The following is a 24,084-nucleotide window of genomic DNA, read 5'->3' on the forward strand; positions in this document are numbered from 1 at the left end:
TCAAGGAGGTCCCGATGGATCGCGACGCCCCCGCCGACTTTTCGCCCCGCTTCGCCGGTTCCGGCCGGTTGAAGGACAAGGTCTGTTTCGTGTCCGGGTCCTCCTCCGGGATCGGGCGGGCGGTGGCGCGGCTTTACGCCGCCGAAGGCGCCAAGGTCGTGGTGACCTGGCACAAGGACGAGGCCGAGGGCGAGGAGGCCGCCGCCGAGATCCGCGCCGAGGGGGCGGAGGTGCTGCTGCTGCAACTGGACGCCACGGACCGCGACAACTGCTTTGCCGCCATCCGGCAGACCGTGGACCATTTCGGGCGGCTGAACGTGCTGGTGGCCAATGCCGGCATCCAGAAGTCCCAGCCTGATTTCACCAAGGTGGATCCGGACTGGATCCACACGATCTTTGCCACCAACGTCTTCGGCTACATGTGGCTGGCACAGGCCGCGCTGGAGAAGATGACCGAAGGGGCGGCGCTGATCTTCACCACCTCGGTCAACGCCTATCGGGGGCACAAGTACCTGATCGACTATTCCGCGACCAAGGGGGCCGAACTGGGCTTCCTGCGCGCGCTGGCCGCGAGTCTCGCCGACAAGGGCATCCGTGTGAACGGCGTGGCCCCGGGCCCGATCTGGACCCCCCTGATCGGCGAGACGATGCCCGAGGAAGACGTGGCGAACTTTGGCCAGGACGTGCCCATGAAACGCCCAGGCCAACCGAACGAGGTGGCGCCCTCCTTCCTGTTTCTGGCCTGCGAGGATTCCAGCTACATCACGGGGCAGGTCCTGCACCCGAACGGCGGCATTCCCGTCAACGGCTGACGGGAACCATCCGCGCCGACCGCACTTGTTCCTCGGGTTCAAGCGGAGACAGGCATGCGGCAATATGAATGGGGTGCGGAACAGGTGGCACCGGGGCGGTGGAGCTTTGCGCTCTGGTCCCCCGACGCGGCCGAGGTGGCCGTGGAACTGAACGGCACTGCCCATCCAATGACGACCGAGGCCGATGGCTGGCACCGGGCGGAACTGGAGGCCAAGACCGGCGACACCTACCGGCTGAAGGTGGGGGAGCATTCCATTCCCGATCCCGCCTCGCGCGCCCAGGCGGGGGATGTGCACGCCGATTCCATTCTGGTCGACCCGTCCCACCACTTCGCCCCATGGGACGGGCGCCCGTGGGAAGAGTCCGTCATCTTCGAGATGCATATCGGACTGTTCACCCCCGAAGGCACCTTCACCTCGGCCGCCGCCGCCCTTCCCGATCTGGCCGCGCTGGGCGTGACCGTGATCGAGGTGATGCCCGTGGGCCAGTTCCCCGGTTCGCGCGGCTGGGGCTATGACGGCGTGTTGCCCTGGGCGCCGCATCCGGCCTACGGCTCTCCGGCCGACTTCCGGAACTTCGTGGACGCGGCGCACAAGTCCGGGATCAGCGTGATCCTCGATGTCGTCTACAACCACTTCGGACCAGACGGCGCGTGGATCGGGCAGGTGGCCCCGTCCTTCTTCGATCCGGAGATCAAGACGCCCTGGGGCGCGGCCATCGCCTTTGACGAACCGGCCGTCCGCCGCTTCTTCATCGGCAACGCGCTGCACTGGCTGCGCGAGTACCATCTGGACGGCTTCCGCTTCGATGCCGTGGACCAGATACGCGACAAGATCGAGCCGGAGTTCCTGGAAGAGCTGGCCCGCGCCATCCGCGAAGGCGGGTTCGACCGTCCCATCCACCTGACGACCGAGGACAACCGCAACATTACTCGCCTGCACGATCCCGAGGCCGGGCTCTATGACGGCGAGTGGAACGACGACTACCACCATTGCATCCACGTCCTGCTGACGGGCGAGACCTACGACTACTACGCCAGCTTCGGCCCGGCACCGTTCGAGGATCTGTGCCTGTCGCTGGAATGCGGTTACGTCGAACAAGGCCAACCCCGCCCGCCGCAGAAGACCGGACGCGGCGAACGGTCCTGCCACCTGCCGTGGCACGCCTTTGTCAACTTCAACCAGAACCACGACCAGACCGGCAACCGGGCCAAGGGCGAACGCCTTCTGGCGCTGGCCGATCCGGACGCGGTAAAGGTCGCGCACGCCCTGCTGCTGCTGGGCCCCTTCATCCCGCTGATCTTCATGGGCGAGGAGGCGGGCGAGACCGTGCCCTTCCAGTTCTTCGCCGACTTTTCCGGCGATCTGGCCGAAGCCACCCGCAAGGGCCGGCTGGAGGAGTTCCCCGGCGTGAAGGAGTTCCCGGACCCCATGTCCGTGGACACCTACGAGGCCTGCCGCCCCTACAGGGGCGATCCGGCACAGATAAAGGAGTGGCGGGCCCTGACGCGGGATCTTCTGTCCTTCCGCCAGGAGCGGATCGTGCCGCTGATGAAGTCCGGACGCGCCGGCGATCCTGTGATCACCCGGACGGGGCCGAAATCCCTCGTGGCCGAATGGCCCTTCGCCGCCGGGTCCTTGCGGATTGCGCTGGATCTGGGCGAGGGCGGTGCACCGTTCCCCGCGGGTGGCGACTGGCGGATCGAGAAGGGGGCCTATCGTCTGGCCTGCTTCCTTGACATCTGAGGTTCACAGAACCGTGATGAAAATGTTGGGAACGCATTCGGGTTTCTGATGTTGTCCCCATGAAGCCCGCAGCGGTTTGCGTCCCCATCGCAAGTCATGTTTACGCGGCAGGCTTGTCCCCAGACCGCCCGCAGGATGTTCCCTCTCCTGCGGGCGGTTGCTTATTTGTTGCAGAGCATGCCTAATCCTTCCGAAAAAAGGACGCATGATGCACGAAACGATCCGCACTCCCACACCCCCCGCCCCGGCGCATTTCATGAATGCGGCCGAGGCCGTGGCCCATCTGCGCCATCTTTACGACATGGCGACGGAATATCTGGCGCGGGGCTTTGCCGACATGCTGGGCGGTCGCGCCCCCACGGGCCGCATCCGCGCCTTCTACCCCGAGGTGCGGCTGACCACGACCAGCTACACCCGCGTGGACAGCCGCCTGTCCTTCGGCTACGTGGCCGAACCTGGGACCTATGTGGCCACGATCACCCGCCCCGACCTGTTCGAGAACTACCTGATCCAGCAGATCGAGCTGCTGATCCAGAACCACGGCGTGCCCGTGCAGATCGGCACCTCCACCACGCCGATGCCGCTGCACTTCGCCTTGGCGGGCAGCCCGTCGGTGCTGATCCCGCAGGAAGGCGTCCTGCATTTCGCCCTGCGCGACGTGTTCGACGTGCCGGACCTGAACACCACCAGCGACGACATCGTGAACGGCGCCCGCCGCCTGTCGACGGGCGAGGCGCCTCTGGCGCCCTTCACCGCCCAGCGCGTCGATTATTCGCTGGCCCGGCTGGCCCATTACACGGCCACGAATCCGTCGCATTTCCAGAACCACGTGCTGTTCACCAACTACCAGTTCTATGTGGACGAGTTCGAGGCCTATGGCCGCCGGATGCTGGCCGAAGGCGGCTACACGTCCTTCGTCGCCCCGGGCAATCAGGAGATCACGTCCCCCGACCAGCCCATCGCCCCCTTGGCGCGCTTGCCGCAGATGCCAGCCTATCACCTGAAGCGGGCGGACGGGCAGGGGATCACGCTGGTCAACATCGGCGTCGGCCCGTCCAACGCCAAGACCGCCACGGACCACATCGCCGTGCTGCGGCCGCACGCCTGGCTGATGGTGGGCCACTGCGCCGGTCTGCGCAACAACCAGAACCTGGGCGACTTCGTCCTGGCCCATGCCTATCTGCGCGAGGATCACGTTCTGGACGCCGATCTGCCCGTCTGGGTGCCGATCCCCGCGCTGGCCGAGATCCAGACCTCGCTGGAGGAAGCGGTGGAGGAAATCACCCAGCTGGAAGGGTACGAGCTGAAGCGCATCATGCGCACCGGCACCGTGGCCACCATCGACAACCGCAACTGGGAACTGCGCGACCAGTCGGGCCCCGTGCACCGCCTGTCCCTGTCGCGCGCCATCGCGCTGGACATGGAAAGCGCCACGATCGCGGCCAACGGCTTCCGCTTCCGCGTGCCCTACGGCACGTTGCTGTGCGTGTCCGACAAGCCCCTGCACGGCGAGTTGAAGCTGCCCGGCATGGCGTCCGACTTCTACCGCACGCAGGTGTCGCGGCACCTGATGATCGGCATCCGCGCGATGGAGAAGCTGCGCGACATGCCGATCGAGCGGATACACAGCAGGAAATTGCGCAGTTTCGACGAAACTGCCTTCTTGTAGGGCGGCTCCCTTTCTTTTCGTCCCGCGGGGGCTTGCCACGCGAGGAAAAAAAGGGTGTAGCGGCTCAGGCGCCCTTCACGGGCATACGAAATAACCGAACAGGAGACAGCTGATGTCCAACAAACCGATGACCAAGACGCAACTGGTTGCCACGCTGGCCGAGGAGATGGGCGGAGACAAGAAAACGGCGACGGCCGCGCTGGACGCCATCGCCGCGATCGTGACGCGCGAAGTCGCCGCCGGCGGCGCCGTGACCATCCCCGGCATCGGCAAGGTCGTCTGCCGCGAGCGTCCGGAGCGTCAGGTCCGCAACCCCGCCACGGGCGAGACGATGACGAAGCCCGCCGACAAGCAGGTCAAGGTCACGATCGCCAAGGCGCTGAAAGACAGCGTCAACGGCTGATCCGGTCGAACGGACACAGGGGCTGCCTTCGGGCGGCCCCTTTTTGCATGGGAAAACTGGCATGGACTGGCGCTCGCTCGCGATGGGGATCGGCTTTGCGCTGATGTGGTCCTCGGCCTTCACCACCGGGCGGATGATCGTGATCGACGCGCCGCCCCTGCATGCGCTGGCGCTGCGCTTTCTGGTGGCGGGGGTGATCGGCGTGGCCATCGCCGCCGCGCTGGGCCAGACGGCGCGCCTGACGCGGGCGCAGTGGCGCGGAACGGTGCTGTTTGGCCTGTTCCAGAACGTCATCTATCTGGGCTGCAACTTCGTCGCCATGCAGTGGATCGAGGCGAGCCTCGCCTCCATCATCGCCTCGGCCATGCCGCTGGTGGTGGCGCTGGCGGGCTGGATGATCTTCGGGGACCGGGTGCGGCCGCTTGGAGTCGCGGGGCTGGTGGCCGGCGTCGTGGGCGTCGCGGTCATCATGGGCAGCCGTCTGTCGGGCGGGGCCGATCCTTCGGGCGTCGCGCTGTGCCTGATCGCGGTGGTGGCGCTGGCCTTCGCCGCGCTGACGGTGAGGGGCGCGTCCGGCAAGGGCAACCTGCTGATGGTCGTGGGCCTTCAGATGCTGGTGGGGGCCGCGATCCTCGGCACCATCGCCGTGGTGGCGGAGCCGTGGCGCATCAACCTCACCCCGCGGCTGGTCTGGGCGTTCCTTTACACCACGCTGGTGTCCGGCTTGGGGGCGACGTGGGTCTGGTTCGGGCTGGTGGGCCGGATCGGGGCGGTGCGCGCCTCCACCTTCCACTTCCTGAACCCGTTCTTCGGCGTGCTGATCGCCGCGGCGCTGCTGGGGGAACCCGTGGGCCGCTGGGACATCCTGGGTGCCATCATCGTGGCCGGCGGCATTCTGGCCGTGCAGATTTCCAAGGCGCGCGAGATTGAGAACAAGCCGGGAACGTGATAGAGTGACGGCATCATGTCCACCCTGTGCCGCGCCTGTTTGACCCTGTTCGATGCCGGCACGCGCTGTCACGCGTGCCGCAGCCCCCGCGTGCTGGCCCATCCCGAACTGGACCGTTTGTCCATCGCGCACATGGATTGCGACGCCTTCTATGCCAGCGTGGAAAAGCGCGACAACCCGGACCTGCGCGACAAGCCCGTGATCGTGGGCGGCGGCACCCGGGGCGTGGTCGCCACCTGCTGCTACATCGCCCGCATCTCAGGCGTGCGGTCGGCTATGCCGATGTTCCAGGCGCTGAAGCTGTGCCCCGAAGCGGTGGTCGTGAAACCCCGGTTCGAGGTCTATGCCGAGGTCAGCCGCGCCATCCGCGCCATGATGGCCGACCTGACCCCCGCGATCGAGCCCCTGTCGCTCGATGAGGCGTTTCTAGACCTGACCGGCACCGCCCGCCTGCACGGCGCGCCTCCGGCGGTCCTGATGGCGCGCCTTGTGCGGCGGATGGAGGAGGAGCTGGGCGTTTCCGGTTCCGTCGGGTTGTCGCACAACAAGTTCCTGGCAAAGATCGCCTCCGACCTCGACAAGCCGCGCGGCTTTTCCGTGATCGGGCAGGCCGAGACGGCGGATTTCCTGTCCCGCCAGCACGTCCGCATCATCTGGGGCGTGGGCACCGCCACGCAGGCCGCGCTGGAGGCGGCGGGCATCCGCACCATCCGCGACCTTCTGCGCTGGGACCGGCGGGATCTGTCGGCGCGCTTCGGCTCCACCGGCGACCGGCTGTGGCGGCTGGCGCGGGGGGAGGACACGCGCCCCGTGGCGGCCGAACGCGCAGTGAAGTCGATTTCCAAGGAAACGACGTTCAACGACGATACCTCTGATCCGGACGTGCTGGACGGCCATCTGTGGCGGCTGGCCGTTCAGGTGGCCGACCGGGCCAAGGCGAAGGGGCTGGCCGGGCGGACGGTGGTGCTGAAGCTGAAGCGGTCGGACTTCTCCCTCCTCTCCCGTCGGCACGCGCTGTCGGACGCCACGCAGATGGCGGACCGCATCCATGTCGAAGGCCGTCGCCTGCTGGACGCGGCGCAGCCGGTGGGGCCGGTGCGTCTGATCGGCATCGGTCTGGCGGATCTGTGCCCGGGGGAACGGGCGGACCTGTCCAACGACCTTCTGGAACCCGACCTTGCCCGCCGCCGCAAGGCCGAGGCCGCCACCGACGCCATCCGCGCCCGCTTCGGCGCGGACGCCATCATCAAGGGCCGGGCGCTGCGCTGATCATTCGGCGGCGAGTGCCTGCCGGTGCCGCCCGATGTCGCACAGGGTGGCCACCACCCCTTCCATCAGAGCCACGAAGGCGGCGAAGTCGGGCCGCTTCTCGATCCGCGCCTCGTCCATATAGAGACTGCGGTCGATCTCCACCTGCACGGCGTGCTGCTGGCGGGACGGGCGGCCATAGGCCTGCGTGATGTAGGCGCCCGCAAAGGGGGCGTTGCGGCTGACGCGCAGGCCGGTGCCCCGAAAGGCCGCCTCCACCCGGTCCATGACGTCGCGGCCGCAGGCGGCGCCAAAACGATCGCCCAGAACCACCTCGGGGTGGGGGCCGCGATTCGACAGCGCCTCGTGTGGCATGGAATGGCAGTCGATCAGCAGGACGCGGTCCGAATGTTGCCGCGCGTCCTGAAGCAGGGTCTGCAGGCGGGCGTGATAGGGCGTCCAGTGCGTCGCGATCCGCGATTCCGCTTCCGTCCGGCTCATCTTCCCGGAATAGATCGGGCGCCCCTGGGCCACCACCCGGGGAATCACCCCTAGGCCCGAGGCCACGCGCGGGTTGTGGGGCGCGCGCACCAGCCCCTCGATCACGGCAGGATCCAGTTCGTCGGCGGCCCGGTTCAGGTCCAGAAAGGCGCGGGGCACGCGGGCCGCCAGCAGGGGGGCCCCATGCTGCGGGGCGCTGGCGAACACCTCGTCGATGAAGGCGTCCTCGGATGACCGGATCGCGTGGGCGTCCAGCCGCGCCCTTGCCAGAAAGGCCCGGGGATAGTCGGCCCCGCTGTGGGGCGACGAGAACACCGTTCCCGTGTCGGGGGTCCGGGGCAGATGCAGGCGATAGGCGTCGGTCATGCGCGGCACGCTCCTTCAGGGCCAGATATATGACGGATCGCGAAAATGCCAAAACCCCTTGAACCCGCCCGCGACTCTCTTTATAGACCCGCCACACCAAGGCGGAAACGCTGCGGCAGCGTGGGCGGTTAGCTCAGCGGTAGAGCACTACGTTGACATCGTAGTGGCCACTGGTTCGATCCCAGTACCGCCCACCATCGTATCACCGCCCCTTCGGGGGCATGTTTTGTTTCAAGGCGCACGCGCGCCGCTGAATGGGAGAAGAGAGATGAAGGTTGCGAACTCGCTCCGCTCGCTCAAGCTGCGCCACCGCGACTGCCAGGTCGTGCGCCGCAAGGGCCGCGTCTATGTGATCAACAAGACGCAGAAGCGCTTCAAGGCCCGTCAGGGTTAAGATCCGCCCAACGGAATTCGCAAAAGGCCGCCGGGAACCGTCCCAGCGGCCTTTTTCATGCGCGAATGTCCGCTATGTGCGGCAGGCGGGCATGGACAAGCGCCCCGCGCCGCCGCACATCCACCCAGCCCGACGCCAGAAGGAGATCCCCCGCGTGAGGTTCAACCGGAACGCCTTCGTCTGGCGCGCCTTGCGCGTGGTCCTGCCGCTGGCGATCCTGGCGGCCTTGTGGATCTTTGCCGACGGCGAACAGGTCGCGCGCCAGCTGCGGTCGGCCAACATGGGCTGGCTGGCGGCGGCGCTGGTCATCGTGAACCTTCAGACGGTGATGTGCGCGTGGCGCTGGCGGATGACGGCCGTGCGGCTGGGGCAGGCGCTGCCCATGCCCATTGCGGTGCGCGAATACTACATGGCGCAGTTCGTGAACCAGACGGTGCCGGGCGCCGTGGCGGGCGACGTGGCCCGCGCGGTGCGCGTGAAGGGCGACAGCATGAAGACCTCGGGCACCAGCGTCGCGATCGAACGCATCAGCGGGCAGGTCGGGATGCTGGCGATCATGGTGGTGGGGCTGACGCTGGCGATGATGCACGGGGACGTGCCGTGGCGCATCGGGGCCACCCCTTTCGGGATCGGCGTGGCCATCGCCGTGGCGCTGCCGATCACCTTCGCCCTTCTGCCCCAGGGCATGCGCGAGGCGATCCGCACCGGCATCCTCAGCATTTGGGTGCGGCAAAGCGCGCTGGGGCTGCTGATCGCCGCCTGCAACATCTTCGCCTTCGCCTTCTGCGCCGAGGCGATCGGGGCCGAGCTGAACCCCTTCGCCGCCGCCGCGCTGGTGCCGGTGGTGCTGTCGGCCATGCTCATCCCCGCCTCGGTCGCGGGGTGGGGCTTTCGCGAAGGGGCGGCGGTGCTGTTTTTGCCGGTGGCGGGGGTGAACCCGCAGGCGGCGGTGGCCACGTCCGTGGCCTATGGCGCCATTGTCCTGATCTCGGCGATTCCCGGCGCATTCCTGCTGCGGCGCCCGCGCACGCTTGCCAGCGATTCCTCCGCGTCGTAGCGTGAGGGTCTGGAGGTGCCCATGCCCGTTCCGCTTCGTCCCATCGCCGTCTTCGCCCTGCGCTCCGGCATCTTGGCCGCGGCCGTCTGGGCCGTGCGCAACGGCCTGTCTGACGGCCGCACCGACCAGCGGGCCGAGGATGCGTTCGAGGATCTGGGCGAGGGTCTGGCCCTGCATCGTCCGCTGGACCGGGGCGTGGACGGGGTGCGCCAGACCAACGCCACCGCCCGCCTGCGCCGCACCCTGCGCTGGAACGGCGGCGGGGTCGAAGTGGACGCCGGGCTGATGGCCCGGGTGCGGATCCGCCGGCTGTAGCTGCGACACCCCGTCACAGCGCCGTGAGAGGGCTTCACCCCCACATTCCCGTGAACACCACTATGCAGGAGCTTTTGCGTGGACTTCTTTGCCATCTTCGCTGACCCGACCGTCTGGGTCGCGTTGGCCACCCTCATCGTGATGGAGGTGGTGCTTGGCATCGACAACCTCCTCTTCATCTCGATCCTGACCAACAAGCTGCCCGAGCAGCACCGCGAAAAGGCCCGCCGCATCGGTATCGGCCTGGCACTGATCCTGCGTCTGGGGCTTCTGGCCACCGTGTCGTGGATCGTGCAGCTGACCCAGCCGGTCTTCACGGTGCTGGGCAACGAGATTTCGTGGAAGGACATGATTCTGATCGGGGGCGGCCTGTTCCTGGTGTGGAAGGCCACGAAGGAGATCCACCATTCGATGGACCCGGTCGATCACAAGGACACCATGGTGGGCACCGCCGGGATGACCTTCGGCAGCGCCATCGTGCAGATCCTGTTGCTGGACCTCGTCTTCTCCATCGACAGCATCATCACGGCCGTGGGCATGACCCCGCATGTGCCGGTCATGGTGATCGCGGTTCTGGTGGCGGTGACGGTGATGCTTCTGGCCGCCAACCCGCTGGCCCGCTTCATCGAGCACAACCCCACGATCGTGATGCTGGCGCTGTCCTTCCTGATGATGATCGGCACGACGCTCATCGCCGAAGGCTTGGGCTTCCACGTGCCCAAGGGCTACATCTACGCCGCAATGGGCTTCTCGGCGCTGGTGGAGGTGCTGAACATGGTGGCCCGCCGCCGCCGCGCGAAAAAGGCGGTCCACTGACGCTGGACCCCGTTCCGGCCTTTGGCTATGGCTGAAGGCCGGATCTGAACCGAAGGTTTCCCCTTGGCCGAGACGGATGACACCGGCGGCAGCCGCCGCGAGTTCCTGTTCTATGCGACGGGCTGTGCGGGCTGCGTGGCCACGGGGGCCGCGGTTCTGCCCCTGATTGACCAGGCGAACCCGGCGGCCGACACCCGCGCCCTGTCCTCGGTCACCGTGGACGTGTCGGGGGTGGAACCCGGCCAGCAGATCACCGTGCAGTGGCAGGGCAAGCCCGTCTTCATCCGCCGCCGCACGGCCGCCGAAATCGCCGCCGCCCGCGCCGTTCCCCTGTCCGACCTGCCCGACCCGGTGGCCGAAAACGCCAATCTTCCCCCCGACGCCGCCGCCACCGACGCCCATCGTAGTCTGGACCCAGCCGGGGAATGGCTGGTGATGCTGGGCGTGTGCACCCATCTGGGCTGCGTGCCCCTAGGGGACGAGGCGGGGGATTTCGGCGGCTGGTTCTGCCCGTGCCATGGATCCCACTACGACACCGCCGGCCGCATCCGCCGCGGCCCCGCGACCGAAAACCTGCACATCCCCGTAGCCGAATTCGTCGATGCCACCACCCTTCGGCTGGGGACGGAGGGATGAGCTATGTCCCCCGCACCCGGGCCGCGCGCTGGCTGAACGCGCGCCTCCCGCTGCCCGCGGTCATCCACAAGACGATGACGGCCCCCACGCCCCGCAACCTGAACTGGATGTGGGTCTGGGGCATGGTGCTGCTGTTCTGCCTTCTGCTTCAGGTGGTGACGGGCTTTGTCCTGGCCATGCACTACACGCCGCAGGTCGATCTTGCCTTCGACAGTGTGGAGCGCATCATGCGCGACGTGAACGGCGGCTTCTTCCTGCGCTATCTGCACGCGAACGGCGCCTCGCTGTTCTTCTTCGCCATCTATCTGCACATCGGACGCGGCATCTTCTATGGCAGCCACAAGGCCCCGCGCGAGGTGACGTGGCTGATCGGGATGACCATGTTCGTCCTGCTGATGACCACGGCCTTCACCGGGTATGTCCTGCCCTGGGGGCAGATGAGCTATTGGGCCGCCACCGTCATCACCGGCCTGTTCGCGGCGGTGCCGTGGATCGGCGACAGCCTGCACGCCTGGATCCTGGGCGGGCCATCGGTGGGCAACGCCACGCTGAACCGGTTCTTCGTGCTGCATTTCATGCTGCCCTTCGTGGCGGTGGCGTTGTCGCTTCTGCACATCTGGTCGTTCCACAGCACCGGCAACAGCAACCCCTCGGGGGTGGAGCCGCGGCGGGACGAGGAAGGCTTTGCCCGCGACACGCTGCCCTTCTGGCCCTATTTCGTGATCAAGGACCTGTTGGCGCTGGCCGTGGTTCTGACGGCGTTCTTTGCGCTGACGGCCTTTGCCCCCAACCTTCTGGGCCATGCCGAAAATTACGTGCCCGCAAACCCGCTGGTCACGCCGGACCACATCCAGCCTGAATGGTACTTCCTGCCCTTCTACGCCATCCTGCGTGCCTTCACGGCCGATCTGTGGCTGGTGCAGGCGGTGTCCTTCGTCACGGTCGGACAGGTGGATGCGACGCTGCTGGGGGCGGTGGCGATGTTCGGCGCCATGGCGGTGCTTCTGGCGCTGCCCTGGCTGGACCGCTCGCCCATCCGGTCGGGGCGGTATCGGCCGTGGTTCCGGGCGGTGTTCGCCCTGCTGGTCGCGGATTTCCTGCTGCTGATGTGGTGCGGGGCGCAGCCCGCCACGCCCTTGGTCGCGGCGCTGTCGCTGGGGGGCACGGCAGTCTGGTTCTTCATATTCCTGATCGCCCTCCCCCTCTTGCCCCGGTTCGACCGGACGGAGCCCTTGCCCTCCACGATCGAGGCGGCCGAATGATCCGGGGGTTGGCCCTGTGGGCGCTGATGGCCGGTCCGGCGGCGGCCTTCAGCTTCGACGGGCCCTTCGGCACCTATGACCCGGCGCAGCTGCAACGCGGCCTTCAGGTCTATACCGAGGTGTGTTCGGCCTGTCACGGGCTGCGGCAGGTGGCGATCCGCACCTTGGGCGACGCGGATGGCCCGGCGCTGCCCCCGGATCAGGTGCGCGCCTATGCCGAGCTGCTGGGCCTTGCCCCGCCCGACCGCTTTCCCGCCTCCGCCCTGCCCGAGGCGCCGGATCTGAGCCTGATCGCCAAGGCGCAGGACGGGGGGCCGCGGTTCGTCCACGACGTCCTGACCGGCTATGACGGGACCGAGGTGGACGGGCTTTACGGCAACCGCGCCTCTGGACCCATCGCCATGCCCCCGCCGCTGGTGGACGGGATGGTGACCTACCGCGACGGGTCCGAAGCGACGGTGGAGCGGATGTCGCAAGACGTCTCCGCCTTCCTGATGTGGGCGGCGGAACCGAAGCTGGTGGCGCGCAAGCGGGCGGGTTTCGTGGCCGTGGGCCTTCTTCTGGCTCTGGCGGGCCTTTTGTACCTGACGAACCGGGAGATCTGGCGGCGTCAGCCCAGATAATCGCGCAAGGCGGGCGGCGGATCGTCCAGCAGGGCTTGCGTCGGGGCGGGGGGATGGGCCACGCCCTCCGCCACGACGACGGTGCGGGGGGCGAAGCGGCGCGCGTCGGCCGGATCATGCGTGACCATCAGGACGGTGATGCCGGCCGTCACCTCGGCCACCAGATCCAGCATGTCGGCCTTCAGCTTCGGCCCCAGCGCGGCAAAGGGTTCGTCCAGCGTCAGGATGGGCCGGTCCTGCAGCAGGGCGCGGGCCAGCGCCGCGCGTCCCTGCTGCCCGCCCGACAGCTGCGCGGGGCGGCGGCCTTCGAGGCCCGCCAGACCCACCCGCTCCAGCACCTTGGTAAGGCGGGCGGACTGGGCCTTGTCCAGCCGCAGGCGGGGGGACAGGCCAAGGCCCAGGTTCTGGGCCACGGTCAGGTGCGGGAACAGGTTCTGTTCCTGAAACAGCGTGGCCACCGGGCGTTCCGCCGGGGACAGAGCCGTCAGGTCTCGCCCGTTCCAGCGGATCGCCCCCGAGGCCAGCGGCACGAAACCCGCCAGCGCCATCAGCAGGGTGGACTTCCCTGCGCCCGAGGGCCCGATCAGGGCGATGCGTTCGCCCGCCTCTGTCTGCCAGTCCGCCGTCAGTCGAAAATCGTCCAGACGGATCGCCGCCGCGTCAAAGGTCAGAGCCACGGCGCCCTCCCCAGTCGAAGATGAAGAACAGGGCGAAGGACAGGACCACCAGCAGCAGCGCGGCCCCCGCCGCCTGTTCCATCCGGTAGGCGCCCATGAGTTGCTGGACCAGAAGCGGCAGGGTCGGCCCGTCGGGCGCGGCGAACAGGGCGATCACCCCTAGATCGCCCATCGACAAGGCAGCCGACACCCCCGCTGCAAACCCAAGGGGCGCGCGCAGCCGGGGCAGGACCAGCCAGCGCAACCGCGCCATCCCGCGCAGGCCAAGCGAGTCCGCCAGTCGGCCGTAATCCTGCCGCAACGTCTGCGCCGCGGGATGCAGGATGCGGAAGGCGAAGGGCAAGGCAAGGGTCGCGTTCACCACCAGCGTGACCGGAAGGGCCACGCGTTCAGGCGGAAGAAGGGGCCAGAGCGCGAGGAACAGCCCGGTTCCCATTACGAGGGAGGATGCGGCCAGCGGCAGCGTGGCCACCACCCCCGCCCAGCGCGCCGGCGACAGGGCGAGCGTCAGCGCCGCCCCCAGCGTCAACGCGGTGGCTCCCAAGGCAAGGCCCACCGACCGCGCCGCCGCCCCCCAGACGGACGGCGGCAGATCCCCCAGCCCCGCCAGCCCGCGCCACGCCACCATGGCCAATGGCACGGCCAGAAACAGCGTGGCCAGCGTCAGGACCGCTGCATCCGCCGAACGACGCCAGCCGGCCGGCGCGAAGGGGATCACCCGGTCCAGCCCGCGCCCGAAGCCGGACGGGGCCGCGAACCGCCCCGCCAGCAGCACGGCGGCGGCGCAGAGAAGGAATTGCAGCGCGGCCAGGCTTGCCGCGCGGCCAAGGTCGAACTGGAAGCGCAGGGACTGGTAGATCGCAAGCTCCACCGTCGTGGCGCGGGGGCCGCCCCCCAGCGTCAGCGCGACGGCAAAGCTGGTCAGGCAGATGGCGAAGATTACGGCCAGTGTGCCGGGCAGCACCGCCTTCAGCATCGGGCGTTCCAGATGGCGGGCGATGTCGCGGGGCCCAAGGCCGAGGGACAGGGCCAGACGCATCCGTTCCGCCGGGATGGCCTGCCAGCCCTGCAGGATCAGGCGGACCGCCAGCGGCATGTTCAGGAAGACATGCGCCAGAACGACGCCGTGCAGGCCGTAGATCGGGATCGACAGGCCCACGGTGCCCAGCGCCTGGTTGACCAGCCCCGCACGGCCGAAGACGGCCAGCAGCCCCAGCACCGCCACGATCACCGGCAGCAGGAACGGCGCGCCCAGAAGCGCGATCAGCGCGCCGCGGCCGCGAAAGTGCCGCCGCGCCAGAGCGCGCGCCACCGGCACCGCCAGCGCGACCGAAATCACAGCCGACAGCGCCGCCTGCAGCACGGTGAAGCGCAGCGCAGGTCCGTCGGCACCCCAACCGCCCTGTGCGTGCGCCGCCACCATCGCCAGCGGCCCGAACGTCAGAAGAAGGACGGCCAGACCGACCGTCAGCGGGACAGCGCGGCCTGCCATTCGGCGATCGCAGCGTCCCGTGCGGCCGCGGCGTCGGCGGGCGGCAGGAACAGCGTCTTGTCGGGGCGGGGAAGGCCGGCGAAGGCTTCGGGCAGGGGCACGTCGCGGGCGGGATACATCCAGTTGGTGGTGGCGATGGTGCGTTGCGCGTTGTCCGACAGCAGGAAGGCCAGGAACCGGTCCGCAAGTTCGGGCTGGGCGGAGGCGGCCAGACGTGCCGCCACCTCCACCTGAAGGTAGTGGCCTTCGCGGAAGATGGGGGCGACCTTGCCGCTGTCCCCTTCCTCCAGCAGGTGATAGGCGGGGGAGGTGGTGTAGCTCAGCACCGCGTCGGCCTCGCCGGCCGTGAAAAGGCCGTAGGCCTCGGACCAGCCGGGGGTGACGGTCAGGATGTTGTCGGCCAGCCCCTCCCACAGCGTGCCCGCCCCGTCGCCATGGGCGGCCTTCATCCACATCACCAGTCCAAGACCGGGGGTGGAGGATCGGGGATCCTGGATCACCACCTTCAGGTCCGAATCCGCTAGTTCCTGAAAGCTGTGGGGCTGGGGCATGTCCGCGTTCATCACGAAGCCGAACCAGCCCCAGTCGAAGGGCAGGAAGGTGGTGTCGGTCCAGTCCACCGGCAGGTCGACCGCCGGCACCGTTCCGTGCGGGACGAACAGGTCCGTGGCCTGCGCCTCGGCCAGAAGGTTGGCGTCCAGGCCCACGACGACGTCGGTGCGGCCGCGCGCGCCTTCCAGCTTCAGCCGGGCCAGCATGGCGGCCGCGTCGCCGGGGGCGGTGAAGACGAGGTTGCAGGCGCATTCCGCCTCGAACGCCTGTTCGATCCGCGGGCCGGGGCCCCATTCGCCGACAAAGCTGTCATAGGTCATGACCTGCAGCGTGGGCGTCTGGGCGAAGGCCGCAGCGGGCAGGAAGGCGGTCAGAAGCAGAAGGCGCATGGTTCCTCCGATCCGGCAGAAAGAGGGCTTGCGCTGCACCTTCCCTCCGCCGGCGTGATCCGGTTCAGGTTCGACGGGTTCGCATCGCATCTCAGCCCGAAGGCACCCCGAGGTTCCCTTCGATCTAGAAGCCGGCCCCCGCCCTGTCCAGCGCGAAACGGGTTTTCCGGCGGGCGCCTTTGTCTTATGGCTGCGGGGGCAAGGAGATCCGACATGAGCTTCAACACCTTCGGCCACCTGTTCCGCGTCACCACCTGGGGCGAAAGCCACGGCCCCGCGCTGGGCGCCACGGTGGACGGCTGCCCCCCCGGCGTGAAGATCGAGGCGTCGGAGATCCAGCACTGGCTGGACCGCCGCAAGCCGGGCACCAGCCGCTTCACCACCCAGCGGCGCGAGGCGGACGAGGTGAAGATCCTGTCCGGCGTGTTCGAGGGCGTGTCGACCGGCACCCCGATCCAGCTGATGATCGAGAACACGGACCAGCGGTCCAAGGATTACGGCGACATCGCCACCAGCTTCCGCCCCGGCCATGCCGACCTGGCCTATCATCTGAAATACGGGGTGCGCGATTATCGCGGTGGCGGTCGATCCTCGGCCCGCGAAACGGCGGCGCGGGTGGCGGCGGGCGGCGTGGCCCGCGCAGCGCTGGCGGCGCTGGTGCCGGACCTGCGGATCACCGGGCTGATGGTGCAGATGGGCCCGCACGCTATCGACCGGACCCGCGCCGATCTGGCCGAGGTGGAACGCAACCCCTTCTGGTGCCCTGATCCCGTCATGGCCGATCACTGGGCCCGGTATCTGGACGACCTGCGCAAGGCGCATGATTCCGTGGGCGCGGTGATCGAGGTCGTGGCCTCGGGCGTGCCGGCGGGATTGGGCGCGCCGATCTATGGCAAGCTGGACACGGACCTTGCGGCGGCGATGATGTCCATCAACGCCGTAAAGGCGGTGGAGATCGGCGAGGGCATGGCCGCCGCCACCCTGACCGGCCGCGAAAACGCGGACGAGATGCGGATGGGGACCGACGGCGCGCAGTTCCTGTCGAACCATGCGGGCGGCATCCTGGGCGGGATTTCTACCGGGCAGGACGTGGTGGTGCGCTTTGCGGTGAAGCCGACATCCTCGATCCTGACGCCGCGCCAGACGGTGAACCTGGCGGGGGATGAGGTGGATCTGGTCACCAAGGGCCGGCACGACCCGTGCGTCGGCATTCGCGCCGTTCCGGTGGGGGAGGCGATGATGGCCTGCGTCCTTCTGGACCATCTTCTGCGCGATCGCGGTCAGACGGGCGGGGTGCGGGGAACGGTTGGCCCGCGCGGGTGATCAGACAGGTGGACAAGGAATCACGGCGCGGACGGGGAACAAACACAGGGATGTGACGTTCTCATGTCAGACAGACCAAGGAGAGACTTCATGGCTGATTATCGCAACGACCGTGACCTTGACCGTACCCAACCCAAGACCGTTCGCGCGGAACGCTCGGGCAGTTCCATCTTCCTGATCGTGGCCGCCGTCATCGCTCTGCTGGCGATCCTGTGGTTCGCCTTCTCGGGCGGCGACGATGCGACGACGACGGCCCCGTCGGCCATGCAGGAAGCCCCTGCAACGGCTCCGGCCACGCCGAATGCGACCATGCCGGATGCGGCAGTCACCCCGAACGCCACCGATGGCGTCTCGCCGCAAGGCGGACCTGCGACGAACGCCCAGTAAGGGCTTAATAATGTGAAAGGGGCGGTCTTCGGACCGCCCTTTTTCTTAGGTCAGTTCGGCCAGAACGGCACGGGCGGCGGCGGCGGGATCGGCCGCCTGCCAGATCGGGCGCCCGACGACGATGTGGTCCACCCCGTCCACCATGGCCTGCGCGGGTGTCGCCACACGCTTCTGGTCGCCCAACGCCGCCCCTGCGGGTCGCACGCCGGGGGTCACGATCAGCTTGCCGCGCGCCTCGGGGAGAGCGCGGATCCGCGCCGCCTCCTGGGGCGAGGCGATGACGCCGTCCGCCCCGGCCGCCAGCGCGCGGGCCGCGCGTTCCACCGTGATCTCGGCCAAATCGCCGGGCCGGATCAGGTTCGCGTCCAGATCCGCACGGTCGAGAGAGGTCAGGATCGTCACCGCCAGGATCTTGGTGTCGGTCCCGGCCTTCCCCTCGGCCGCGGCGCGGACCACCTGCGGGTCGCCATGCACCGTCAGGAAGTCCAGCCCGTGCTGGGCGATGCCACGCACGGCGGCTTCCACCGTGGCGCCGATGTCGAACAGTTTCATGTCAAGGAACACGCGCTTGCCGCGTTCGTGCTTCAGTTCGTTCGCCAAGGCGAAACCGCCGCCGGTCAGCATGCCCAGCCCGATCTTGTAGAAGGACACCGCGTCCCCCAGACGGTCGGCCAGGGCCAGACCCTGCACGACGTTGGGCACATCAAGCGCTACGATAAGACGATCGTTGGACATGGAACACCTCTGGGCTTGGGACGGGCGAGGGGATGGGCTGATCCCGTTCATCTGTCAACGCTGAAAGCGTTGACAGCGCGGTGTCCCCGGTGATCCATGGGAAAAAAAGGCGAAGGCATGCAGATCACGATCACCCATGACCGGCCCGAAGGCCCCCGCTCCGGCCCGATTGTGGTGGGGTGGTTCCTGACCTCGGACAAGGGGGCGGTGCTGTTCGACCCGCCCGAACGGCTGGTGCAGCGCCCGCCAAATCGGGGGCACGCGAAGTCCGCCGCGCGGTGCCCGGCGGTGGTGCAGATGGAAAGCCGCTATTTCGTGGTGAAGTGCCCCTATGACCTGCATCTGGGCTTCGGGCGGGACGACAAGGGCAAGCCGCATCTGATCAACCGGCTGGGCGCGGCCAGCCCCGTCCGGTCCGGCAAGCTGAACGAGCTGCTGACCATCGTGAACGAGAATGAATGGCGGTTTCCGGATCGCCCGACCGTGCAGCTGACGTTGCCCTACTGTTTCATCGCGGATGAACTGGTGTATCTGAACCAGATCGGCACCTTCGCGCATTACCGCTCCGAACCGCTGCCGGGGACGATCTTCGGGGGGCGGTTTCCCATCGACATCTGGCCACGCCCGTTGATGTGGGCGTTCGAATGGCATGACACCGCCCGGGACATCGTCCTGAAGCGGGGGGAGCCGTTGTTTTATGTTCAGTTCGAGGGGGAGGGCCCCGACCGCCCGGTTCAGGTCGTGGAGGTCGAACGCACTGAGGAGCTGTCGGGGTATCTGGAGAAGATCTCGGGGGTGGTGAACTACGTCAACCAGACCTTCTCCCTCTTCAAGGCGGCGGAAGCGTTACGTCCGCCGGCCCTGGTCGTTACGAAGAAACGTTAGGCGGCCGTGTCGAAGCGCGGTGCCGTCACGCGGGCGGCGTAGAGGGATTTCGCGCTGTCCAGAAGGCGCTGGCGCAGGTTTTCCCCGTTCGACGGTTCCGCCGTGCGGATGTGGACCTCAAACGGAACGGGACGTCCCTCTTCCTTCACAAGAAGGGTGATCATCGCTTCGACCTGACCGAAGTCGCGGGCATAGCGGGCATGTTCAATCTCGGCAGACAAAATACGCATGGCAGTGTCCTTGGTCATTTCAGGGTGTCAACCACCTTTTTTGGATTTTGTTCCCGATCGGCGAAAACTGTTGCATTCACGCCGTGGTGAGGCGGGGCAGCATCTTGAAACCGTTACAAGGACTGCGCATTTTCCGGACAGAGACCCGCCAATGGGCGCGCCGCAACCGGGCGTCGACGGACGGGGGCTTTGTGAAAAGGAGAAGACAACCGATGAATTTGGAAAAGTTCACGGAGCGGTCGCGCGGATTTCTTCAGGCGGCCCAGACCATCGCGATGCGGGAAAGCCACCAGCGGCTTGCGCCCGAACATCTGCTGAAAGCCCTGATGGACGACGATCAGGGGCTGGCATCGAACCTGATCGCCCGGGCGGGCGGTGAACCGGCCCGCGTGGTTGAGGCGGTCGAAGCCTCCATCGGCAAGCTGCCGAAGGTGTCGGGTGACGCCCAGCCCTTCATGGACCCGGCACTCGTCCGCGTTCTGGACGAGGCCGAGAAGGTCGCCAAGAAAGCCGGTGACAGCTTCATCCCGGTGGAACGCGTGCTGACCGCGCTGGTTCTGGTGTCCTCCAAGGCCAAGGAGGCGCTGGTGGCGGGCGGCGTGTCGGCGCAGACCCTGAACAGCGCGATCAACGATATCCGCAAGGGCCGGACGGCCGATAGCGCGAGTGCCGAAGACAGCTTTGACGCGCTGAAGAAATACGCCCGCGACCTGACCGAGTCCGCGGAGCAGGGCAAGATCGACCCGATCATCGGCCGCGACGACGAGATCCGCCGCACGATGCAGGTGCTGAGCCGCCGCACCAAGAACAACCCCGTTCTGATCGGGGAGCCGGGCGTGGGCAAGACCGCCATCGCCGAAGGCCTCGCCCTGCGGATCGTGGACGGCGACGTGCCGGAATCCCTGCGCAACAAGCGTCTGATGGCGCTGGACATGGGCGCGCTGATCGCCGGTGCGAAGTATCGCGGTGAGTTCGAGGAGCGGCTGAAGGCTATCCTGAAGGAGATCGAAGGCGCCGCGGGCGAAATCATCCTGTTCATCGACGAAATGCACACGCTGGTCGGTGCCGGGAAGGCCGATGGCGCGATGGATGCCGCGAACCTGATCAAGCCTGCACTGGCGCGGGGTGAGTTGCATTGCGTCGGTGCCACCACGCTGGATGAATACCGCAAGTATGTTGAAAAGGATGCGGCCCTTGCCCGCCGGTTCCAGCCGGTGATGGTGGAGGAGCCGACCGTGGAGGACACCATCTCCATCCTCCGCGGGATCAAGGAGAAGTACGAGCTGCACCACGGGGTGCGGATCAGCGACTCTGCCCTGGTGGCGGCAGCGACGCTGTCGCATCGGTATATTACCGACCGATTCCTGCCGGACAAGGCGATCGACTTGGTGGACGAGGCCGCCTCCCGTCTGCGGATGGAGGTGGATTCGAAGCCGGAGGAACTCGACGCGCTGGATCGCCAGATCCTGCAGATGCAGATCGAGCAGGAGGCCCTGAAGAAGGAGGACGACGCCGCCAGCGTCGACCGTCTGGAACGGCTGGAAAAGGATCTGGGCGACCTGCGTGACCGCGCGGCGACCATGGCCGCCAAGTGGCAGGCTGAACGGGACAAGCTGCAAGCCTCGCGCAACACGCAGGAACAGCTGGACCGGGCGCGGGCCGAGCTGGACGTCGCCAAGCGGGAGGGCAACTTCGCCAAGGCGGGCGAGCTGCAATACGGCACCATCCCGGGGCTGGAGAAGCAGTTGGCTGAGGCTGAGGCGGGTGACGGGCTGATGGTGGAGGAAGCCGTCCGCCCCGAGCAGATCGCCGAGGTGGTGGAGCGCTGGACCGGCATCCCGACCAGCAAGATGCTGGAAGGCGAGCGTGAGAAGCTGTTGAAGATGGAGGACGAGCTGGGTCGCCGGGTCGTCGGTCAGCGTCAGGCGGTGACCGCCGTGGCCAATGCCGTTCGCCGTGCGCGGGCGGGCCTGAACGACGAAAACCGTCCCTTGGGCAGCTTCCTGTTCCTTGGACCGACCGGCGTCGGGAAGACGGAGCTGACGAAGGCCGTGGCGGAATACCTCTTCAACGACGATCAGGCGATGGTCCGCGTCGACATGTCGGAGTTCATGGAGAAGCACGCCGTCGCCCGTCTGATCGGCGCGCCCCCCGGCTATGTCGGCTATGACGAAGGCGGGGTGCTGACCGAGGCCGTCCGCCGCCGCCCCTATCAGGTCGTGCTGTTCGACGAGGTGGAGAAGGCGCATCCGGATGTGTTCAACGTTCTGCTGCAGGTTCTGGACGATGGCGTTCTGACCGACGGTCAGGGCCGCCGGGTGGACTTCAAGCAGACGCTGATCGTGCTGACCTCCAACCTTGGCGCGCATGCGCTGAGCGTTCTGCCGGACGGGGGCGATTCCACGGCGGCGCGGGCGGCGGTGATGGACGCGGTGCGCGGGCACTTCCGGCCCGAGTTCCTGAACCGTCTGGACGAGACGATCATCTTCGACCGTCTGGGCCGGGCCGACATGGGCGGCATCGTCGACATCCAGCTTCGCCGGCTGGAAGCGCGTCTGGCGCAGCGCAAGATCGTGCTGGATCTGGATCAGGCGGCCAAGGACTGGCTGGCGGATGAAGGCTACGATCCCGTCTTCGGCGCGCGTCCCCTGAAACGGGTGATCCAGCGCCACATTCAGGACCCGCTGGCCGAGATGATCCTGGCCGGTGACGTGGTGGACGGCGCCGTGATCCATGTCAGCGCGGGCCCCGAGGGGCTGATCATCGGCGACCGCGTCTCCTCCTCCCGCAGGGAGAAGCCGCTGGACGCGGTGGTGCACTAAACGCATGGGGCGCGGAGCGATCCGCGCCCTACGCATTTGTGAGGCGAATTTCCTTGGTCCTTGGCCATTTTCAGCCAACATCAGACAAAAGGGAGGACGCCCATGTTCCGCAATGATCTGAAATGGTCCGATGTGACCCCAAAGGCCCAGTTCCTGAACCGCCGGCAGATCATGGCGGGCGGGGTGGCGGGCGCGGCTGCCATGATGGCGCAGGGTGCCTTCGCCGCGGGCTACTCGACCTCGGAAAAACAGAACACGTTCGAAGAGATCACCAACTACAACAACTTCTACGAGTTCGGCCTGGACAAGACCGACCCGGCGCAGAACGCGGGACAGCTGACGGTCGATCCCTGGTCCGTCCAGATCGACGGGCTGGTGGATCGGCCGGGCACCTACGATCTGGCCGACGTCCTGAAGATGGGCCCGATCGAGGAGCGGATCTATCGGCTGCGCTGCGTGGAAGCGTGGTCGATGGTGATTCCATGGAATGGCTTCCAGCTGTCGCACCTCCTCAACAAGGTGGGGGTGCAGTCTGGCGCCCGCTATGTCGCCTTCCAGACCCTGCAGCGCCCGTCCGAGATGCCGGGCCAGCGTCAGGGCTTCCTCGACTGGCCCTATCGCGAAGGCCTGAGGCTGGACGAGGCGATGCATCCGCTGACCCTGATGGCCACGGGCCTGTATGGAGAGGAGTTGCCGAAGCAGAACGGCGCGCCGATCCGTCTGGTCGTTCCGTGGAAATACGGCTTCAAGTCGATCAAGAGCGTGGTGCGCATCAGCCTCGTGGCCGATCAGCCGGACACGACGTGGAAGCAGACCAACTATCGCGAATACGGCTTCTACGCCAACGTGAACCCGAACGTCAGCCATCCCCGCTGGTCTCAGGCGACCGAACGGCGGATCGGGGGCGGCCTGTTCAACAGCCGTCAGGACACGATCATGTTCAACGGCTACGGCGATCAGGTGGCCGGCCTTTACAAGGGGCAGGACCTGTCGAGGGATTACTGAGTGCAGGCCCTTCAGAATGCCTTGCGCCGTGTCCCGCCCTGGGCGGTCTATCTGCTGGGACTGATCCCGCTGGCCTGGCTGGTCACGCGCGGCGTGCTGGGCGATCTGGGCGTGGATCCCGTGCGAACGGTGGAACACGATCTGGGCCTGCGCGCGCTGCAATGGATCGTGGCGGGGCTGGCGATCAGCCCCTTGCGTTGGCTGACCGGGATCAACCTTGTCCGGTTCCGGCGGGCGGTGGGGTTGGTCGCGTTCTTCTATGCGATGCTGCACCTGTCGGCCTGGCTGTTTCTGGACATCCAGCTGAACTGGTCGCAGGCGTGGAGCGACATTCTCCGGCGGCCCTACATCACGATCGGGATGCTGGCGCTTCTTCTTCTGGTGCCACTGGCCGCGACCTCCAACAACCGGTCGATCCGGTGGCTGAAGGCGCGCTGGCAGAAGCTGCATCATCTTGTCTATGTGGCGGCGGTGGCGGGGGGGCTGCACTACCTTCTGGTGGGAAAGGTCTGGATCGGGGAGGCCCTGATCTACTTCACCGCCATCGTGATTCTGCTGGCGCTTCGGGCCACGCACCGGGCCTTCAGCTGGCCGTAAGCTACCACATAGTGTTCAGGACCGCTTCTTATACTACATGTGGTGCTGATTAACTTTTCTGCAGCCTGTCGCACGATTTTCGCATTTTCTCTCTTGCGGGTTCGTCTGAGTCTCCGTAGATACCGCCTCACCGAAGCGGAGACGCTTGGGACGGAAGGCGGCGGACGGGAACGGAAGCTTGTTGACTGTGGAA

Annotated in this window: 25 protein-coding genes, 1 tRNA gene and 1 riboswitch; of the genes, 20 read left to right on the plus strand and 6 right to left on the minus strand. The window is 67.3% G+C overall.

The window, feature by feature from the left end; translation table 11 throughout:
* The first annotated feature begins 14 nt into the window (after positions 1-14).
* The 6 genes from PIJ50_RS03925 (at position 15) to PIJ50_RS03950 (ending at position 6,848) form a co-directional block, all read left to right on the plus strand.
* Positions 15-812: an SDR family oxidoreductase gene (locus PIJ50_RS03925; RefSeq protein WP_271972860.1), complete on the plus strand. Its 798-nt coding sequence runs from the start codon at positions 15-17 to the stop codon at positions 810-812.
* A 54-nt stretch (positions 813-866) separates the two neighbouring features.
* Complete coding sequence (gene treZ, locus PIJ50_RS03930) at positions 867-2,558, plus strand: malto-oligosyltrehalose trehalohydrolase (RefSeq protein ID WP_271972862.1); 1,692 nt, start codon at positions 867-869, stop codon at positions 2,556-2,558.
* A gap of 208 nt (positions 2,559-2,766) precedes the next feature.
* Entirely contained in the window at positions 2,767-4,227 is a 1,461-nt protein-coding gene (locus PIJ50_RS03935; RefSeq protein WP_271972863.1) for an AMP nucleosidase, read from the plus strand.
* 112 nt (positions 4,228-4,339) lie between these two features.
* Positions 4,340-4,630: an HU family DNA-binding protein gene (locus PIJ50_RS03940; protein ID WP_271972865.1), complete on the plus strand. Its 291-nt coding sequence runs from the start codon at positions 4,340-4,342 to the stop codon at positions 4,628-4,630.
* A gap of 61 nt (positions 4,631-4,691) precedes the next feature.
* On the plus strand, positions 4,692-5,579 hold the full coding sequence (locus PIJ50_RS03945) for a DMT family transporter (protein ID WP_271972866.1): 888 nt from the start codon (positions 4,692-4,694) through the stop codon (positions 5,577-5,579).
* A 15-nt stretch (positions 5,580-5,594) separates the two neighbouring features.
* The gene (locus PIJ50_RS03950; RefSeq protein ID WP_271972868.1) at positions 5,595-6,848 is read left to right on the plus strand and encodes a DNA polymerase IV; all 1,254 of its coding nucleotides are present in this window, start codon (positions 5,595-5,597) and stop codon (positions 6,846-6,848) included.
* Here the strand turns inward: PIJ50_RS03950 and PIJ50_RS03955 are convergent, their stop codons facing one another.
* Positions 6,849-7,694, minus strand: coding sequence for an N-formylglutamate amidohydrolase (locus PIJ50_RS03955; protein WP_271972869.1), 846 nt, complete (start codon positions 7,692-7,694; stop codon positions 6,849-6,851).
* Positions 7,695-7,816: 122 nt separating this feature from the next.
* On the opposite strand from PIJ50_RS03955, the gene PIJ50_RS03960 reads away from it, so the two are divergent.
* The 8 genes from PIJ50_RS03960 to PIJ50_RS03995 all read left to right on the plus strand — a co-directional run bounded on the left by PIJ50_RS03960 (position 7,817) and on the right by PIJ50_RS03995 (position 12,797).
* Positions 7,817-7,891: transfer RNA gene (locus tag PIJ50_RS03960), tRNA-Val, on the plus strand.
* Between the two features lie 71 nt (positions 7,892-7,962).
* Positions 7,963-8,088 carry a type B 50S ribosomal protein L36 gene (gene ykgO / locus PIJ50_RS03965; protein WP_045388515.1) on the plus strand — a complete coding sequence of 42 codons (126 nt, stop codon included), beginning with the start codon at positions 7,963-7,965 and terminating at the stop codon, positions 8,086-8,088.
* Positions 8,089-8,242: 154 nt separating this feature from the next.
* Positions 8,243-9,145 (plus strand): lysylphosphatidylglycerol synthase transmembrane domain-containing protein, encoded by a 903-nt coding sequence (locus tag PIJ50_RS03970; RefSeq protein ID WP_271972872.1) that lies wholly within the window; start codon positions 8,243-8,245, stop codon positions 9,143-9,145.
* 21 nt (positions 9,146-9,166) lie between these two features.
* Positions 9,167-9,460, plus strand: coding sequence for a hypothetical protein (locus PIJ50_RS03975; protein ID WP_271972874.1), 294 nt, complete (start codon positions 9,167-9,169; stop codon positions 9,458-9,460).
* Between the two features lie 78 nt (positions 9,461-9,538).
* The gene (locus PIJ50_RS03980) at positions 9,539-10,276 is read left to right on the plus strand and encodes a TerC family protein (protein ID WP_271972875.1); all 738 of its coding nucleotides are present in this window, start codon (positions 9,539-9,541) and stop codon (positions 10,274-10,276) included.
* 63 nt (positions 10,277-10,339) lie between these two features.
* Entirely contained in the window at positions 10,340-10,912 is a 573-nt protein-coding gene (gene petA / locus PIJ50_RS03985; RefSeq protein ID WP_271972877.1) for a ubiquinol-cytochrome c reductase iron-sulfur subunit, read from the plus strand.
* Complete coding sequence (locus PIJ50_RS03990) at positions 10,909-12,174, plus strand: cytochrome b (RefSeq protein WP_271972878.1); 1,266 nt, start codon at positions 10,909-10,911, stop codon at positions 12,172-12,174. Before petA ends, PIJ50_RS03990 begins: the two co-directional genes overlap by 4 nt.
* Positions 12,171-12,797 carry a cytochrome c1 gene (locus PIJ50_RS03995; protein WP_271972880.1) on the plus strand — a complete coding sequence of 209 codons (627 nt, stop codon included), beginning with the start codon at positions 12,171-12,173 and terminating at the stop codon, positions 12,795-12,797. Before PIJ50_RS03990 ends, PIJ50_RS03995 begins: the two co-directional genes overlap by 4 nt.
* Here PIJ50_RS03995 and PIJ50_RS04000 read toward each other — a convergent pair.
* Genes PIJ50_RS04000 through thiB form a run of 3 tightly spaced genes read right to left on the minus strand, consistent with a single transcriptional unit; the run spans position 12,785 to position 15,907 of the window.
* A complete protein-coding gene (locus PIJ50_RS04000; protein ID WP_442900705.1) occupies positions 12,785-13,468 on the minus strand; it encodes a thiamine ABC transporter ATP-binding protein in 684 nt (227 codons plus the stop codon). The genes PIJ50_RS03995 and PIJ50_RS04000 overlap by 13 nt on opposite strands.
* Positions 13,458-14,966, minus strand: coding sequence for a thiamine/thiamine pyrophosphate ABC transporter permease ThiP (locus PIJ50_RS04005; protein ID WP_271972882.1), 1,509 nt, complete (start codon positions 14,964-14,966; stop codon positions 13,458-13,460). The genes PIJ50_RS04000 and PIJ50_RS04005 overlap by 11 nt, the downstream gene beginning before the upstream one ends.
* Positions 14,942-15,907 carry a thiamine ABC transporter substrate binding subunit gene (thiB, locus tag PIJ50_RS04010; protein ID WP_271972884.1) on the minus strand — a complete coding sequence of 322 codons (966 nt, stop codon included), beginning with the start codon at positions 15,905-15,907 and terminating at the stop codon, positions 14,942-14,944. The genes PIJ50_RS04005 and thiB overlap by 25 nt, the downstream gene beginning before the upstream one ends.
* A gap of 24 nt (positions 15,908-15,931) precedes the next feature.
* Positions 15,932-16,027: riboswitch (TPP riboswitch) on the minus strand.
* A gap of 93 nt (positions 16,028-16,120) precedes the next feature.
* On the opposite strand from thiB, the gene aroC reads away from it, so the two are divergent.
* Complete coding sequence (aroC, locus tag PIJ50_RS04015) at positions 16,121-17,230, plus strand: chorismate synthase (protein ID WP_271972886.1); 1,110 nt, start codon at positions 16,121-16,123, stop codon at positions 17,228-17,230.
* 90 nt (positions 17,231-17,320) lie between these two features.
* A complete protein-coding gene (locus PIJ50_RS04020; protein WP_271972888.1) occupies positions 17,321-17,617 on the plus strand; it encodes a hypothetical protein in 297 nt (98 codons plus the stop codon).
* A gap of 45 nt (positions 17,618-17,662) precedes the next feature.
* Here the strand turns inward: PIJ50_RS04020 and pyrF are convergent, their stop codons facing one another.
* Positions 17,663-18,352 carry an orotidine-5'-phosphate decarboxylase gene (gene pyrF, locus PIJ50_RS04025; protein ID WP_271972889.1) on the minus strand — a complete coding sequence of 230 codons (690 nt, stop codon included), beginning with the start codon at positions 18,350-18,352 and terminating at the stop codon, positions 17,663-17,665.
* Between the two features lie 117 nt (positions 18,353-18,469).
* Between pyrF and PIJ50_RS04030 the strand changes: the two genes are divergently transcribed.
* The gene (locus PIJ50_RS04030; protein WP_271972891.1) at positions 18,470-19,237 is read left to right on the plus strand and encodes a hypothetical protein; all 768 of its coding nucleotides are present in this window, start codon (positions 18,470-18,472) and stop codon (positions 19,235-19,237) included.
* Here PIJ50_RS04030 and PIJ50_RS04035 read toward each other — a convergent pair.
* Positions 19,234-19,467, minus strand: coding sequence for a hypothetical protein (locus PIJ50_RS04035; protein ID WP_271972893.1), 234 nt, complete (start codon positions 19,465-19,467; stop codon positions 19,234-19,236). The two genes, PIJ50_RS04030 and PIJ50_RS04035, sit on opposite strands and share 4 nt — an antisense overlap.
* Before the next feature lie 212 nt (positions 19,468-19,679).
* On the opposite strand from PIJ50_RS04035, the gene clpB reads away from it, so the two are divergent.
* The 3 genes from clpB (at position 19,680) to msrQ (ending at position 23,891) form a co-directional block, all read left to right on the plus strand.
* On the plus strand, positions 19,680-22,289 hold the full coding sequence (gene clpB, locus PIJ50_RS04040; protein ID WP_271972895.1) for an ATP-dependent chaperone ClpB: 2,610 nt from the start codon (positions 19,680-19,682) through the stop codon (positions 22,287-22,289).
* A 102-nt stretch (positions 22,290-22,391) separates the two neighbouring features.
* On the plus strand, positions 22,392-23,294 hold the full coding sequence (gene msrP, locus PIJ50_RS04045) for a protein-methionine-sulfoxide reductase catalytic subunit MsrP (RefSeq protein ID WP_271972897.1): 903 nt from the start codon (positions 22,392-22,394) through the stop codon (positions 23,292-23,294).
* On the plus strand, positions 23,295-23,891 hold the full coding sequence (msrQ, locus tag PIJ50_RS04050; protein ID WP_271972899.1) for a protein-methionine-sulfoxide reductase heme-binding subunit MsrQ: 597 nt from the start codon (positions 23,295-23,297) through the stop codon (positions 23,889-23,891).
* Positions 23,892-24,084: the final 193 nt, after the last annotated feature.

It is taken from the genome of Falsirhodobacter sp. 20TX0035 (assembly GCF_028307215.1).
GTDB lineage: Bacteria > Pseudomonadota > Alphaproteobacteria > Rhodobacterales > Rhodobacteraceae > Falsirhodobacter.